We start from the raw sequence: 15,795 nt of genomic DNA, 5'->3' as shown, positions 1-15,795 counted from the left end.
GGTTTTTCATTTTAGTAACCGCGAAACGCAAACCCCTTCCTACCCACACCGTCCCGAGGAAATCCGCCCCATGACCAGTTCCGCCCAGCCCACCACCAAGATCGCCATCGTCGGCTACGGCAGCCAGGGCCGCGCGCACGCGCTGAACCTGCGCGAGTCCGGCTTCGACGTCACTGTCGGCCTGCGCGCGGGCGGCCCGACCGAAGCCAAGGCGCAGGCCGACGGCTTCGTGGTCAAGAGCCCCGCCGAGGCGGTCAAGGACGCCGACCTGGTCGCGGTGCTGACCCCGGACATGGTGCAGAAGACGCTGTACGACGAGGTGCTGGCGCCGAACATGAAGCAGGGCGCCTGCCTGCTGTTCGCGCACGGCCTGAACGTGCATTTCGACATGATCAAGCCGCGCGCCGACCTGGACGTGGTGCTGGTCGCGCCGAAGGGCCCGGGCGCGCTGGTGCGCCGCGAGTACGAGATCGGCCGCGGCGTGCCGTGCATCTGGGCGGTGTACCAGGACCAGAGCGGCAAGGCCGAGCAGTTCGCGCTCGAGTACGCCGCCGGCCTGGGCGGCGCGCGCGCCAACCTGATCAAGACTACCTTCAAGGAAGAGACCGAGACCGACCTGTTCGGCGAGCAGGCGGTGCTGTGCGGCGGCGCCTCGTCGCTGGTCCAGGCCGGTTTCGAAGTGCTGGTGGAAGCCGGCTACCAGCCGGAAATCGCCTACTACGAAGTGCTGCACGAACTGAAGCTGATCGTGGACCTGTTCTACGAAGGCGGCATCACCCGCATGCTCGAGTTCGTTTCCGAGACCGCGCAGTACGGCGACTACGTCAGCGGCCCGCGGGTCATCGACGCGGCCACCAAGGAGCGCATGCGCGACGTGCTGACCGACATCCAGAACGGCACCTTCACCAAGAACTGGGTCGCCGAATACGAAGCCGGTCTGCCGAACTACAACAAGTTCAAGCAGGCCGACCTGGAGCACCCGATCGAAGTGGTCGGCAAGCAGCTGCGCGCCAAGATGGTCTGGTTGAACGGCGAGGCGGCTGCCGCCAAGCCGGCCACCGGCCAGCAAGCCGCGTAATCCGCGGCTCCCCCACCCGCTTTCACCGAAAGGTCGCCACCGTATGAACTCCTCCGCTCACGGCACGCCCCGCAACGGCGCGCGCTGGCTGACGCAGGCCCTGGAAGCCGAAGGCGTGGACACGCTGTTCGGCTATCCGGGCGGCACCATCATGCCGTTCTACGACGCGCTGGTAGACAGCCAGCTCAAGCACATCCTGGTCCGCCACGAGCAGGGCGCGGCACTGGCCGCCAACGGCTACGCCCGCGCCAGCGGCCGGGTCGGGGTCTGCGTCGCCACCTCCGGCCCGGGCGCCTCCAACCTGGTCACCGGCATCGCCGACGCGATGCTGGACTCGGTGCCGATGATCTGCCTGACCGGGCAGGTCGCCACCCCGCTGCTGGGCACCGATGCGTTCCAGGAACTGGACGTGTTCGGGCTGACCCTGCCGATCGTCAAGCACAGCTTCCTGGTGCGCCGCGTGGACGACCTGCCGCAGGTGGTGCGCGACGCGTTCCGCATCGCCCGCGAAGGGCGTCCAGGGCCGGTGCTGATCGACCTGCCCAAGGACGTGCAGCTGGGCGACGCCTCGCACCTGCCCGACCACGTGCCGGCCGAAGTGCCGGTGCCGCCGTCGCCGCACGCCGAGGCCCTGGCCGAAGCGCTGGCGGCGATCGCCGGCGCCGAGAAGCCGGTCATCTACGGCGGCGGCGGCATCGCCCTGGCCGACGCGGTGGACGCGTTCCGCCAGTTCGTCGACAGCACCCGCATCCCCACCGTGCTGACCCTGCGTGGGCTGGGCGCGTTGCCGCACGGGCATCCGCACTACCTGGGCATGCTCGGCATGCACGGCACCCGCGCCGCCAACATGGCGGTGCAGGAATCGGACCTGCTGATCGTGGTCGGCGCGCGTTTCGACGACCGCGCCACCGGCAAGCTGGCCGAGTTCGCCCCGTTCGCGCGGGTCATCCACCTGGACGCCGATGCCTGCGAGATCTCCAAGCTGCGCCATGCCGACATCGCGGTGCCCGGCGACGTGGCCGAAGCGCTGCGCACCCTGTGCACGGCCACCAGCACCTGCGAGGCGTGGCACGCGCGCTGCATCGGCCATCGCGAGAAGTTCGGCGCCCGCTACGACGCGCCGGGCGAGGACATCTACGCGCCCGGCCTGCTGAAGCGGCTGAGCGAGCTGGCCCCGGCCGACACCATCATCGCCTGCGACGTCGGCCAGCACCAGATGTGGGTCGCGCAACATTGCCGCTTCAACCATCCGCGCAACCACCTGACCAGCGGCGCGCTGGGCACGATGGGCTTCGGCCTGCCGGCGGCGATGGGCGCGCAGTTCGCCTGCCCGGACCGCACCGTGGTGCTGGTCAGCGGCGACGGCAGCTTCATGATGAACGTGCAGGAGCTGGTCACCATCGCGCGCTGCAAGCTGCCGGTGAAGATCGTGCTGCTGGACAACAGTTCGCTGGGCATGGTGCGGCAGTGGCAGGAACTGTTCTTCGCCGAGCGCTACAGCGAGATCGACCTGTCCGACAACCCGGATTTCGCCGCGCTGGCGCAGGTGTTCGGTATCCCGGCCAAGCGCATCACCGCGCGCGGCCAGGTCGAGGACGGGCTGGCCGAACTGCTGGCGCAGCCGGGCCCGGCGCTGCTGCACGTGGCCATCGACGCGCGCGCCAACGTGTGGCCGCTGGTGCCGCCGAACACCGCCAACAGCACCATGCTGGAAAGCAATCCCGCGACCCAGCGCCAGGAGACCCCCCATGCGATACCAGCTTGACCTGGTGCTGAAGCCGGCCGAAGGCGCGCTGCTGCGCGCGATCGGCATGGCCGAGCGGCGCGGCTTCGCGCCGCTGTCGATCACCGGCGCGCCGGTGGCCGACGACGCCGGCCGCTGGCACCTGCAGATGGTGGTCGACGGCACTCGCCCCGGCGAGAGCCTGCGCCTGCAGATGGAGAAGGTGTACGACTGCGAGTCGGTGCGGGTGACTGCGTTGGATGGGGTGCCGTGAGGCGCACGGGACCAGGGACCGGGGACCGGGGACCCGGGATGGGCATTGCCGGCGCCTCGTGCGTCGCGCGCCGTCCGCAAGCTTCCGCTCGCCCGCGGAGGGGCCTTCTTCCATGGAGGTCGCTTCTTCGCGCCAACCCGCTTTTCCGGGTCCCTGGTCCCCGGTCCCCGGTCCCGCAGCCGCAACAGCCCCATGCCTGACCCCGGCCGCCCCGCCCCGCAGGAACCGGACGTAGGCGACGTAGCGGTCAGCGTCGCCGACGTGCTGGCCGCGCAGGCGCGGCTGCGCCGTTACCTGCCGCCGACGCCGGTGCATTACGCCGAGCGCTTCGGCGTGTGGCTGAAGCTGGAGAACCTGCAGCGCACAGGGTCCTACAAGGTGCGCGGCGCGCTGAACGCGCTGCTGGCCGGGCTGGAGCGGGGCGACGAGCGCACGATCATCTGCGCCTCGGCCGGCAACCATGCGCAGGGCGTGGCCTGGGCCGCGCACCGGCTGGGCGTGCAGGCGATCACGGTGATGCCGCACGGCGCGCCGCAGACCAAGATCGCCGGCGTCGCGCACTGGGGCGCCACCGTGCGCCAGCACGGCAACAGCTACGACGAGGCCTTCGCCTTCGCCCGCGAGCTGGCCGAGCAGAACGGCTACCGCTTCCTGTCCGCGTTCGACGACCCGGACGTGATCGCCGGCCAGGGCACGGTCGGCATCGAGCTGGCCGCGCATGCGCCGGACGTGGTGATCGTGCCGATCGGCGGCGGCGGCCTGGCCGCCGGCGTGGCCCTGGCGCTGCGCTCGCAGGGCGTGCGCATCGTCGGTGCGCAGGTCGAAGGCGTGGATTCGATGGCGCGGGCGATCCGCGGCGATATCCGCGCCGTGGACCCGGTGCCCACCCTGGCCGACGGCGTCAAGGTTAAAATCCCCGGGTTCATCACCCGCCGGCTGTGCGCCAGCCTGCTCGACGACGTGGTGATCGTGCGCGAGGCGGAACTGCGCGAGACGCTGGTGCGCCTGGCGCTGGAGGAGCACGTCATCGCCGAGGGCGCCGGCGCGCTGGCGCTGGCCGCCGGCCGCCGCGTCTCCGGCAAGCGCAAGTGCGCGGTGGTGTCCGGCGGCAACATCGACGCCGGCGTGCTGGCGACGCTGCTGTCGGAGGTGCGCCCGCGCACGCCGCGCAAGCCGCGCCGCCGCAACACCGAGCGACTTCGCAGCCAGCTCGCCGCCGCTCCGCCCGCTCCACGCCGTCCCATGCCCACGCCACCCCATCCGCCAGCCACCGCCGCCGTAGAGGAAACCATCTGGTGAACACTTCGTCTTCTTCCCAGACCCCCCGCATTCGCATTTTCGACACCACCCTGCGCGACGGCGAGCAATCCCCCGGCTGCAGCATGACCCCGCCGCAGAAGCTGGTCATGGCCCGCGCCTTGGCCGAGCTGGGCGTGGACATCATCGAGACCGGCTTCCCGGCCAGTTCGCAGTCCGACCGCGAGGCGATGGCGCTGATCGGCCGCGAACTGCGCGAGCCGACCCTGGCGGTGCTGTCGCGCTGCCTGGCCACCGACATCGAGATCTCGGCACGCGCGCTGGAGGCGGCGGCCAAGCCGCGCCTGCACGTGTTCCTGTCGACCAGCCCACTGCACCGCGAGCACAAGCTGCGGATGAGCCGCGAGCAGGTGCTGGAATCGGTACGCAAGCACGTCTCGCTGGCGCGCCAGTACGTGGACGACGTGGAATTCTCGGCCGAGGACGCCACCCGCACCGAGGAGGATTTCCTGGCCGAGGTCGCCGCGGTGGCGATCGCCGCCGGCGCCACCACCATCAACCTGCCCGACACGGTCGGCTTCACCACGCCCGAAGAGATCCGCGGCATGTTCGCGCGGCTGATCGCCAGCGTGCCCGGCGCCGAGCGGGTGATCTTCAGCACCCATTGCCACAACGACCTGGGCCTGGCCGTGGCCAACTCGCTGGCCGCGGTGGAAGGCGGCGCGCGGCAGGTGGAATGCACCATCAACGGCATCGGCGAGCGCGCCGGCAACTGCGCGCTGGAAGAGATCGCGATGGCGCTGAAGGTGCGCAACGCGTTCTACGAGATCGACACCGCGATCAACACCCAACGCATCGTCGCCAGTTCGCAGCTGCTGCAGCGGCTGGTCGGCATGCCGGTGCAGCGCAACAAGGCGATCGTCGGCGGCAACGCCTTCGCCCACGAGTCGGGCATCCACCAGCACGGCATGCTGCGCCACCGCGGCACCTACGAGATCATGCGTCCGGAAGATGTGGGCTGGGAGTCCTCGCAGATGGTGCTGGGCCGCCACAGCGGCCGCGCTGCGGTCGAGCAGCGCCTGCGCGCGCTGGGCTACGTGCTGGAGGAAGCCGAACTGAACCTGGCGTTCGAGGCGTTCAAGGCGCTGTGCGAGCAGCAGCGCGTGGTCAACGACGCCGACCTGCAGGCGATGATGCAGGATGCGCCGGAAAGCCAGGGCTACCGGCTCGCGTCGATGACCGTCAGCGACCGCGGCCAGCGCGCCAGCGCGCAGGTCGAGCTGTCCGATCCGGACGGCCAGCGGGTCACTGAGCGCGCCGAAGGCGATGGCCCGGTGGATGCGCTGTTCGCCGCGCTCGCCGCCGCCACCGGCGTGCAGCTGACCCTGGACAGCTACCAGGTGCACAGCGTCGGCATCGGCGCCGATGCGCGCGGCGAGGCCAACCTCAGCGTGCGTCACGGCGAAGTCGAGTACGACGGCACCGGCACCAGCCGCGACATCATCGAGGCCAGCGCGCTGGCCTGGCTGGACGTGGCCAACCGCGTGCTGCGCCAGCGCCAGGGCGCGCACGCCGGCGCCGCGACGGCGGCCGCCTGAGCGGCCACGCCCCCGTCATCGTCGCCATGCACCCTGCTCCGTTCCCACCCTCGCCCAGCGTCCCTGCCAGGTAGTCCCGTAATGTCTTCGACCCCCCGTACCCTGTACGACAAGCTGTGGGACGCGCACGTCGTCGTCCCCGAAAGCAGCACCGCCCCGGCGGTGCTGTACATCGACCTGCACCTGATCCACGAGGTGACCTCGCCGCAGGCGTTCACCGAACTGAAGTCGCGCGGCCTCAAGCCACGCCGGCCCGACCGCACCAAGGCGACGATGGACCACTCCACGCCGACCCTGCCGCGCGGCGCCGACGGCAAGCTGCCGTACTACACCAAGGCCTCCGAGGCGCAGGTGGACATGCTCGCGCGCAATTGCGCCGACTACGGCATCGAACTGTTCGACATGGCCTCGGACAACCGCGGCATCGTGCACGTGATCGCGCCCGAGCAGGGCTTCACCCAGCCCGGCATGACCATCGTCTGCGGCGACAGCCATACCTCTACCCATGGCGCGTTCGGCGCGCTGGCGTTCGGCATCGGCACCAGCGAGGTCGGCCACGTGCTGGCCACGCAGTGCCTGCTGCAGCGCAAGGCCAAGACCATGGCGATCAGCGTCGACGGGCCGCTGGCGCCGGGCGTGGGCGCCAAGGACGTGATCCTGCACATCATCGGCGTGATCGGGGTCAACGGCGGTACCGGCCACGTGCTCGAATACCGCGGCTCCACCATCGAAGCGATGGACATGGAGCAGCGCATGACCCTGTGCAACATGTCGATCGAGGCCGGCGCGCGCGCCGGCATGGTCGCACCTGACCAGATCACCTTCGACTGGATGGCCAAGACCCCGCGCGGACCGAAGGGCGCGGAGTTCGACGCCGCGGTGCAGCGCTGGTCGCAGCTGCGCAGCGATCCGGGCGCGCGCTTCGACGTGGACGTGCGCATCGACGCGCGCGACATCCGCCCGACCCTGACCTGGGGCACCCACCCCGGCACCGCGATCGCAGTGGACGTGCCGATCCCGGCGGCGCAGGACGCGGCTGCGCAGAAGGGCCTGGACTACATGCATTTTGAATCCGGCCATGCGCTGATCGGCACCCCGGTGGACGTGGTGTTCGTCGGTTCCTGCACCAACGGCCGGCTCAGCGACATGCGCGAAGTGGCGCAGGTGCTGCGCGGCCGCCGCGTCGCGCCGAACGTGCGCATGCTGGTGGTGCCGGGCTCGGAGATCGTCAAGCGCCAGGCCGAGGCCGAAGGCATCCACGAGGTGGTGCGCGCCGCCGGCGCCGAATGGCGCGAGTCCGGCTGCTCGATGTGCATCGCGATGAACGGCGACCTGGTCGCGCCGGGGCAACTGGCGGTGAGCACCAGCAACCGCAATTTCGAAGGCCGCCAGGGCCCCGGCGCGCGCACCCTGCTGGCCTCGCCGATGACCGCGGCGTGGGCCGCGGTGAATGGCCAGGTCAGCGACCCGCGCACGCTGTTCGCGGAGGTCGCGTGATGGTGCCGCACATCGCCGCGCTCGCGGCCACGCTGACCTTCGTCGCCGCGACCACCCGCGCCTTCGCCCACCGCGGCAAGCCACTGCTGCCGCCGCACGTGCCGACCCCGGCGCTGCCGCCGGCGATGCAAGCCGACGCGGCCGCCGCACCTGCCACCGTGTCCCAGGAGACCTGCTGATGGCCGGATTCGCCGCCCTCACCTCGGCCAGCGTGGTGCTGCGCCAGACCAACATCGACACCGACCAGATCATCCCGGCGCGGTTCCTGTCCACCACCGAGCGCGCCGGCCTCGGTCGCAACGCGTTCAACGACTGGCGCTGGCAGGCCGACGGCACACCGAACCCGGAGTTCGCGTTCAACCAGCCGCACAACGCCGGCCGCCAGATCCTGCTGGCCGGGCGCAACTTCGGCTGCGGCTCCTCGCGCGAGCACGCGCCATGGGCGCTGACCGACCTGGGCCTGCGCGCCATCGTCAGCAGCGAGATCGCCGACATCTTCCGCAACAACAGCCTCAAGAACGGGCTGCTGCCGATCGTGCTGGCCGAGGCCGACGTGCAGACGCTGATGCAGCGTCCGGACGACGCGCTGACCGTGGACGTGGCCGCGCGCGAACTGCGTACGCCCGATGGCCGGGTCTACGCCTTCCCGCTCGACGAGTTCTCGCAGACCTGCCTGCTCGAAGGCGTCGACGAACTCGGCTACCTGCTGCTGCGCGAACCCTTCATCGAACAGTACGAGGCCGCCCATGCACGCTGACATCGTCGTCCTGCCCGGCGACGGCATCGGCCCGGAAGTCACCGCCGCGGCGGTGTCGGTGCTGCGCACCATCGCCCGCCGCTACCAGCACACGTTGGAGTTCCACGAACACGACATCGGCGGCATCGCCATCGACCGCCACGGCGAGCCGCTGCCGGCGGCGACGCTGGCCGCCTGCCAGCAGGCCGACGCGGTGCTGCTGGGCGCGGTCGGCGGGCCGAAATGGTCCGATCCCAATGCCAAGATCCGCCCCGAGCAGGGCCTGCTGGCGATCCGCCGCGGCCTGGGGCTGTTCGCCAACCTGCGCCCGGTCAAGCCGCACCCGGCGGCGCTGGACGCCTCGCCGATCAAGTCGCATCTGCTCACCGGCGTGGACATCGTGGTGGTGCGCGAGCTGACCGGCGGCATCTACTTCGGCGACAAGACCCGCAGCGCCACCGACGCCAGCGACCTGTGCCGCTACAGCGTCGAGGAGATCGAGCGGGTGCTGCGCAGCGCGTTCCGGCTGGCGCAGCAGCGCCGCAACCACGTCACCTCGGTGGACAAGGCCAATGTGCTGGAGACCTCGCGGCTGTGGCGCGACGTGGCCGCGCGCATCGGCCGCGACGAGTTCCCGGACGTGCGCCTGGAGCACCAGCTGGTCGATTCGATGGCCATGCACCTGCTGGCCAAGCCGCGCGAGTACGACGTGATCGTCACCGAGAACATGTTCGGCGACATCCTCACCGACGAGGCCTCGATGCTGGCCGGCTCGCTGGGCCTGCTGCCGTCGGCGTCGCTGGGCGAAGGCCGGATCGGCCTGTACGAGCCGATCCACGGCTCGGCCCCGGACATCGCCGGCAAGGGCATCGCCAATCCCTACGCCACCATCCTCAGCGCCGCGCTGCTGCTGCGCCATTCGCTGGGCCTGAGCGCCGAAGCCGAGGCGATCGAACAGGCCGTGGACGCCGCGCTCGACGCGCAGGCCTTCACCGCCGACCTCGCCGCGCCGGGCCAGGGCATTTCCACCAATGCGGCGGCACGCGCGGTGGTGGAGCGGCTGCAGGCGGCTGGGATTCGGGAGTAGGGATTGGGGATTGGTAAGGCGTTCGGCCGCTGCGGATAGGCGGCGGCCGGTTCGTCGCGTGGAATCGCTCCTGTAGGAGGGGCTTCAGCCCCGACAGGAACCAACGCCGCAGGCCCGCCGTGCCGTGTGTCGCGGCTGAAGCCGCTCCTACAAGAGCGTGTTGTCATCTAGCGACTGCGCTTGCCCCCTACCCGATCACCCGATCGCGTCCCTCGCGCTTGGCCTGGTACAGGCGCTGGTCGGCCAGGGCCAGCAGTTCGCGGCGGGTCTGCAGCGTCGGGGCCAGGCAGGCGAAGCCGATGCTGGCGGTGCATTGCAGTGCACGGCCGTCGCCATCGAGGACCACGATCGCGGCGACGCGGCGGCGCAGCTCGTCCAGCCGCGCCCGCGCCTGTTCGCGGTCCAGGCCCGGCAAGACCAGCAGGAATTCCTCGCCACCATGGCGCGCGGCGAACGCCTGCTCGCCGAGGCTGGCACGCAACGCCTCGCCGACCCGGCGCAGCACTTCGTCGCCGAGTTCGTGGCCGTGCGTGTCGTTGATCCGCTTGAAGTTGTCGATGTCCAGCAAGGCCACGCACAGCGGCGCCGGCTTGGCCAGCGCGCGCTCCAGCGCCGCGGTCAGGTGCGGGTCGGCGGTGCGCCGGTTCGGCAGGCCGGTCAACGCATCGTGGCCGGCCTGGTGGGCGAGCTTGCGCACCAGTTCGTCGCGTTCGCGATCGGCCAGCTTCAGCGCCAGGTTCTTCGCGCGCAACTCGTGGGTACGCTCGGCGATGATGCGGTTGAGCCGGCGCTGGCGGCGCAGGTAGCGATGGCTGCGGCTGCGGTACCACCACATCAGCAGGCCGCTGCAGGCGATCGCCGCGATCACCACGAACGGACCGCGCTGCCAGAACGGCGGCACCAGCTCCAGTTGCAGCGAGGTGCGCCCGACCAGCGCGCTGCGCGACCAGTCCATCGCGCTGGTGGTGGCCTGTATCTCCAGGCGATAGCTGCCCGGCGGCAGGTTGGTGTAGACCGCGGTCTCGCTGCTGCCGGCGTCGATCCACTGCCGGTCGAAGCCATGCAGGCGATAGCGGTAGCGCACCTTGTCCGGCGAGCGGAAGCTCAGCCCCGCATAGTCGACGGCGAGCCGGCCGACGCTGCCGTGCAAGCGGTAGTCGTGGCGCAGCGGCTGTTCGCGGCCGTCGACCTGCAGCCGCTCGACCACCACCGCCGGCGCGCGCAGCGCCTGCCGGCTGGGCAGCGCCGGGTCGATCAGGGCCAGGCCGGCCGAGGTCGGGATCAGCAAGGTGCCGTCGCGGGTCAGCCAACCGGCCGGCGCACTGCTGCCGTTGCCCTGGCTGCCGGGCATGCCGTCGCTGCGGTCGACCGCGTCCACCGCCAGTTGCGTGCGGCGGCCGGCACCGAGTTGCGCGATGCTGTCGCGGGCGATGCGGAACACGCCCTGGTTGCTGGTCGCCCACAGATGGCCGTGGCCGTCGTCGATGATCCGGAACAACTTGTCGCGCGGCAGCCCGACCCGATGGTCGTAGACCTGGAAGCGGTCGCCGCGCAGCCGCAGCAGGCCGCGGTCGCTGGCGATCCACAGCGAGCCGTCGGCATCGCCCAGGAAATCGAACGCGTTGTGCGCCGGGAACGCGGCGCCGCTCGGCCACGCCCGCAGCGCGCCGCTCGCCGACAGCGAGGCGATGCCGTCGCTGGTGCCGATCCACAGCACCCCGGCACGGTCGCGGTACAGCGCCTGCACCTGCGCCGCCGGCAGCCCGTCGGCCACGGTGTACACGCGGCTGCGACCGCCGCGGCGATGGATCAGGCCGGCATTGCTACCGATCCACAGGCCGCCGTCCGCATCCTGCAGCAGTGCGCGCACCATCGTGCGCGGCACGCCGGCCTCGGTCCCGAGGCGCTGCCGGACCGCGCCGTCGGCCGCCAGCAGCAGCACGCCCTGGTCGTAGGTGCCGACCCACATGCCGCCGTCGTTGGCCGGCGCCAGCGCCAGCACCGACGGGTCGCGACCGCCGGTGGCGATGCGCAGCGCGCCGACGCGGCCGCGCTGCCATCGGTCGAGCCCGGCCGCATGGCCGATCCAGATCGCGCCGTCGGCGCTCTGCCGCACCACGCGCACGTAGTCGCCGGAGAGGCCGTCGCGCCGGGTCAGGCCGCCGGCATCGCCCGCGGCGACGCGAAACAGGCCGTCGGTGCTGCCGGCCCAGATCAGGCCTTCGCGGTCTTCGATCAACGCCGGGCTGACCACGCCGGAGATCGACAGCATCTCCTCGCTGGCGCCGTTGCGCGAACGCCGCAGCAACTGCCCGCTGGACAGGCTGGTCCACAGCTGGCCCTGGCGATCCTGCAGCGCGGCGTCGACCCGCTGGCCCTGGCGCAACCACTGCAGCGTGCCGTCGGCATGCAGCCAGAACACGCCGGCATCGCCGGCGACCAGCAATCCGCCGTCGCGGTCGTGGCCCAGGCGCCGCACCGGCGCCGCGCGCATCGCCGCGGTGCGGCCCCAGCGCTGCGCGCGCGTCGTGGCGGGGTCGAGGCGGAACAGGCCCTGCGCGGTGCCGACCAGCACGCCGCCATCGGCCTGCTGCAGCAGCGCCGCGACCCGCGTCTTCGGCAAACCGGCCGCAGTGCCGACGGCGCTCAGGCGGCCATCGGCCTCGATCCGGTACAACCCGTCCTCGCTGCCGACCCACAGCGCACCGTCGCGGTCGCGCAGCATCGAGACCACCGACAGCCGCCGCGCACGCGCATCGCCCAGGTGCTCCCAACTGCCCTCGGCATAGCGGAACACGCCGTCGTAGGCAGTGCCGATCAAGACCCCGCCCTCGCGCTCGGGCACGATCACGAACACCCCGGACATCTCCATGCCGGGCGTGTTCTGCCGATCGAAGACGGTGAAGCCGCGGCCATCGAAACGTGCCACGCCCTCCCAGGTGCCGATCCACAGCAGGCCGTCGCGGTCCTGCGCCAGCGCATGCACCAGGTTGTGCGGCAGGCCTTCCTCCATGGTCCAGCGCACCACCGTGGGCCGCTCGGTGATGGCATGTTCGGACAGGGCCAGCGCCGCCTGCTGGGCGCCCGCACCCGCCGCGCAGCAGGCGCACAGCAGCGCCAGCAGCAGGCAGACGCGCACGCGGCGGCGCAACGCATGCGCGCCGCCGACAGTCGAATGACGGTGTGCCCCCTGCTCCATTGCCTTCCGATCGCGCCGCGCCAGCGCGCAGCCATCCCCTACCATGCAAGGAATGCAATTTATCACTGCGCGTTCGCCGCCGATGTCAGGACGTTCCCTACGCCGCGGGTGCTGCGGCACGCTGCGTTCAGCATCGTCCGGGCGGCGTGTACACGGCTTTTTCGGGCCAAGGCGGCGCACGGGTCGCACCCGACGGTCTGGCCAGCAGGCGCCATGAAGATCGCCGCAGCCAATAGTGCACTACACGGTATAGTATAAATATCGAACCGACTGGTCTAGTATTGCCGCCATGGTCAGCAAACCCTCCGTCGTCCCCTCCCCCAAATCCTCCACCCGTGCCGCCGGCCCGGGGCGGCCCAAGGACATGGGCAAGCGCGCGGCGATCCTGGAAGCGGCCAAGCAGTTGTTCACCGAACTGGGCTTCGGCGGGGTCAGCATGGACGGCATCGCCGCGCGGGCCGGCGTGTCCAAGCTCACCGTCTACAGCCACTACGGCGACAAGGAGACCCTGTTCGCCGAAGCGGTCCGCGCGCAGTGCCAGGCGCTGCTGCCCGACGACCTGTTCGGGCATGCGCGCAAAGGGCCGCTGCGCGCGCAACTGGTGGAGATCGGCCTGGCGTTCTTCGCGATGATCGGCAGCGACGCGGCCATGGCGACCCACCGCATGATGCTCGCGCCCGGCACCGGCGACGAACACGTGCGCGAGATGTTCTGGAATGCCGGTCCCAAACGGACCCAGCAAGACCTGGCGCAGCTGCTGCAGGCGCATGTCGCCGCCGGCGAGCTGGAGATCCCCGACCTGCCCCTGGCCGCCTCGCAGTTCTTCTGCCTGGTCAAGGGCGAACTGCACTCGCTGATGATGTGCGGCCTGTGCCGCGATCCCAGCCAGGCCCGGATCCAGGCCCATGTGCAGGCCAGCGTCGACTTCTTCCTGCGCGCCTATGCGCCGCGCTGAGTCCGCCCCGGCAGGCCGGCCCGGTGACTTCCGGCACTGCGCGCCATGGCCCGCCTGCGGCGATGCTGCAGCATACGCACGGCCTTTGGGCCGGCTAAAATGCGCGACCCACCGCGTTGGATGCCCCAGATGACGATCGACTACTCCCAAGCCCGCGAAAAGATGGTTGAACAGCAGGTGCGTCCCTGGGACGTGCTCGACCTGCGCGTGCTCGACGTGCTGGCGCGGCTGCCGCGCGAGCTGTTCGTGCCGCAGGCGCATCGCGCGGTGGCCTACGCCGATCTGGAGATCCCGCTGGGCCACGGCCAATACATGATGAAGCCGGTGATCGAAGGGCGCATGCTGCAGGCGCTGGACCTGCAGCCGGGCGAGGATGTGCTGGAGATCGGCACCGGCAGCGGCTTCGTCAGCGCCTGCCTGGGCGAGCTCGGCCGCGACGTGGTCAGCCTGGAGATCGAGCCGGCCCTGGCCGCCAGCGCGCGCGCCAACCTGGATGCCGCCGCGCTGGGCAGCAACGTGCGCATCGAAACCGCCGACGCGTTCGGCTGGCACAGCGAGCGCCGCTTCGACGTGGTCTGCGTCACCGCCGCCGTCACCGAAATCCCGGCGCAGTTCCTGGCCTGGCTGCGTCCCGGCGGCCGCCTGTTCGCGATCCGCGGCCGCGCCCCGGTCATGGACGCGGTGCTGGTCCACGCCGATGCCGGCGCGCCGCGCGTGGAATCGCTGTTCGAAACCGATTTGGCGTACTACCTGCGCGGTGCCGCGCCGGTCCCCCAGTTCACATTCTGATCCATCCAAGGAAGCCGCAATGATCCGCCGATCCCTCGTCCTGGCGCTGGCCGCCGCGCTGTCTCCGTTGGCCGCCAACGCCACGGACCTGCTGCAAGTCTACGAAATGGCGCGCAACAGCGATCCGCAGCTGGCCACCGCCGAATCGAACCGGCTGTACAACAAGGAAGGCGAAGTGCAGGCGCGCGCGGCGCTGCTGCCGCAGTTGAACGGCTCCGCCTCGCTGCAGCGCAGCCACAGCGAGATCGAGCGCGGCACCGGCGAACTGGCCGGCACCGGCAAGAGCCGCAGCTACGCGATCCAGGGCCAGCAGACGCTGGTCAACTTCGCCCAGTTCGCCACCCTGCGCGCGCAGAAGGCCAACAGCCTGGCCGCCGACTACACGCTGGAATCGGCCAACGACGACCTGATCGTGCGCACCTCGGCGGCCTACTTCAACGTGCTGGTGGCGATCGAGTCGCTGGTCGCCGCGGAGACCAACGAAGCCGCCGCCAAGAAGCAGTTCGACTACGCCGACAAGCGCCTGGAAGTGGGCCTGGCGCCGATCACCGACGTGCACGAAGCGCGCGCCGAGTACGACCAGGCGCGCGCCGATACGATCACCGCGCGCAACTCGCTGCAGGACCTGTACCAGGCGCTGACCGAGATCACCGGGCAGCCGGTGCGCGACCTGCGCAGCCTGCCGGAGGACTTCCGCCCGCAGCTGCCGGCCGAGAGCAGCAACATCGACGGCCTGATCGCCTCGGCGCTGGACAAGAACCCGTCGCTGCGCGCCTACCAGTACCAGGTGCAGGCGGCCGAGAACAGCGTCTCCGCCGCGCGCGCCGGCCACCTGCCGACGCTGAACCTGGCCGCCAGCGTCGGCCGCGACGCCAGCTGGGGCGACGGCGTCTCCGGCAGCAACTCGCCGCGCTCGGACAGCAACGTCATCGGCGTGACCCTGAACATCCCGATCTTCGCCGGCGGCGCGACCCAGTCGGCGGTGCGCCAGGCGCTGGCGCAGCGCGACATCGCCCAGGACACCTACGAGCTGCAGAAGCGCGCGCTCGATCGCAACACCCGCAACGCGTATCAGACCGTGGTCGCCGGCATCAGCGAAATCGAGGCGCGGCGCCTGGCGGTGGTCTCGGCGCAGGCCGCGTACGACGCCTCGCAGGTCGGTCTGGAAGTGGGCACGCGCACCGTGCTGGACGTGGTGCAGAACCAGCGCACGCTGTACCAGGCGCAGCTGGCCTATGCGCAGGCGCGCTACAACTTCCTGCAGAACCGCCTGCTGCTGAGCCAGGCGCTGGGCTCGCTGGACGTGGCCGAGGTGCAGTCGATCAACGCGCTGCTGACCCAGAGCGCCGAATCCAAGCTCAACTCCGGCAGCAGCACCCAGTAACGCCGATACCGGCGTCTGTGCGACACCGCGAACGGCGGGCCTTCGGGTCCGCCGTTTTTGCTTGAGGGCCGGCACAGTGGCCAGGGACAATGCCTGGTGGCACCGAGGACTCCGAGCAAGATCCTGGGATGAGGGACTCGCTGGCGCTGATGCCGCGTTTTCGATGAGCGCCTTGGCATCGCGAGCGCTTCATCTTTCTGTCGCGGCTGAAGCCGCTC

General features: G+C 70.8%; 13 protein-coding genes. 12 read left to right on the top strand and 1 reads right to left on the bottom strand.

All coding sequences use genetic code 11. The features are described 5' to 3' along the window. Positions 1-70 precede the first annotated feature (70 nt). The 9 genes from ilvC to leuB all read left to right on the top strand — a co-directional run bounded on the left by ilvC (position 71) and on the right by leuB (position 9,250). Positions 71-1,078, top strand: a complete 1,008-nt coding sequence (ilvC, locus tag VDQ83_RS05045) for a ketol-acid reductoisomerase (protein WP_455434089.1) — start codon at positions 71-73, stop codon at positions 1,076-1,078. A gap of 43 nt (positions 1,079-1,121) precedes the next feature. Then, positions 1,122-2,843: an acetolactate synthase 2 catalytic subunit gene (ilvG, locus tag VDQ83_RS05040; RefSeq protein WP_455434088.1), complete on the top strand. Its 1,722-nt coding sequence runs from the start codon at positions 1,122-1,124 to the stop codon at positions 2,841-2,843. Then, complete coding sequence (locus tag VDQ83_RS05035; protein WP_455434087.1) at positions 2,827-3,075, top strand: ACT domain-containing protein; 249 nt, start codon at positions 2,827-2,829, stop codon at positions 3,073-3,075. The genes ilvG and VDQ83_RS05035 overlap by 17 nt, the downstream gene beginning before the upstream one ends. Before the next feature lie 192 nt (positions 3,076-3,267). Then, entirely contained in the window at positions 3,268-4,374 is a 1,107-nt protein-coding gene (locus VDQ83_RS05030; RefSeq protein ID WP_455434086.1) for a threonine dehydratase, read from the top strand. After that, positions 4,371-5,930 carry a 2-isopropylmalate synthase gene (locus VDQ83_RS05025; RefSeq protein ID WP_263395656.1) on the top strand — a complete coding sequence of 520 codons (1,560 nt, stop codon included), beginning with the start codon at positions 4,371-4,373 and terminating at the stop codon, positions 5,928-5,930. The genes VDQ83_RS05030 and VDQ83_RS05025 overlap by 4 nt, the downstream gene beginning before the upstream one ends. A gap of 81 nt (positions 5,931-6,011) precedes the next feature. After that, positions 6,012-7,427 carry a 3-isopropylmalate dehydratase large subunit gene (gene leuC / locus VDQ83_RS05020; RefSeq protein WP_455434085.1) on the top strand — a complete coding sequence of 472 codons (1,416 nt, stop codon included), beginning with the start codon at positions 6,012-6,014 and terminating at the stop codon, positions 7,425-7,427. After that, complete coding sequence (locus tag VDQ83_RS05015; RefSeq protein WP_455434084.1) at positions 7,427-7,606, top strand: hypothetical protein; 180 nt, start codon at positions 7,427-7,429, stop codon at positions 7,604-7,606. Before leuC ends, VDQ83_RS05015 begins: the two co-directional genes overlap by 1 nt. Continuing rightward, complete coding sequence (gene leuD / locus VDQ83_RS05010) at positions 7,606-8,184, top strand: 3-isopropylmalate dehydratase small subunit (RefSeq protein WP_455434083.1); 579 nt, start codon at positions 7,606-7,608, stop codon at positions 8,182-8,184. The genes VDQ83_RS05015 and leuD overlap by 1 nt, the downstream gene beginning before the upstream one ends. After that, positions 8,174-9,250, top strand: a complete 1,077-nt coding sequence (gene leuB / locus VDQ83_RS05005; RefSeq protein WP_455434082.1) for a 3-isopropylmalate dehydrogenase — start codon at positions 8,174-8,176, stop codon at positions 9,248-9,250. The genes leuD and leuB overlap by 11 nt, the downstream gene beginning before the upstream one ends. 187 nt (positions 9,251-9,437) lie before the next feature. Here leuB and VDQ83_RS05000 read toward each other — a convergent pair whose 3' ends face one another. Beyond that, the gene (locus VDQ83_RS05000; RefSeq protein WP_455434081.1) at positions 9,438-12,449 is read right to left on the bottom strand and encodes a diguanylate cyclase; all 3,012 of its coding nucleotides are present in this window, start codon (positions 12,447-12,449) and stop codon (positions 9,438-9,440) included. A 289-nt stretch (positions 12,450-12,738) separates the two neighbouring features. On the opposite strand from VDQ83_RS05000, the gene VDQ83_RS04995 reads away from it, so the two are divergent. From VDQ83_RS04995 to VDQ83_RS04985, 3 genes are all read left to right on the top strand, one after another. Next, entirely contained in the window at positions 12,739-13,404 is a 666-nt protein-coding gene (locus VDQ83_RS04995) for a TetR/AcrR family transcriptional regulator (RefSeq protein ID WP_263395662.1), read from the top strand. A gap of 129 nt (positions 13,405-13,533) precedes the next feature. Further along, positions 13,534-14,193: a protein-L-isoaspartate O-methyltransferase family protein gene (locus VDQ83_RS04990; RefSeq protein WP_263395663.1), complete on the top strand. Its 660-nt coding sequence runs from the start codon at positions 13,534-13,536 to the stop codon at positions 14,191-14,193. A gap of 19 nt (positions 14,194-14,212) precedes the next feature. Then, positions 14,213-15,577 carry a TolC family outer membrane protein gene (locus VDQ83_RS04985; protein WP_263395664.1) on the top strand — a complete coding sequence of 455 codons (1,365 nt, stop codon included), beginning with the start codon at positions 14,213-14,215 and terminating at the stop codon, positions 15,575-15,577. Positions 15,578-15,795: the final 218 nt, after the last annotated feature.

The sequence above is a fragment of the Xanthomonas sp. WHRI 7945 genome, assembly GCF_035026585.1.
Note: the sequence above shows the minus strand (reverse complement) of the source record. Positions and strands in the feature narration are given on the sequence as shown.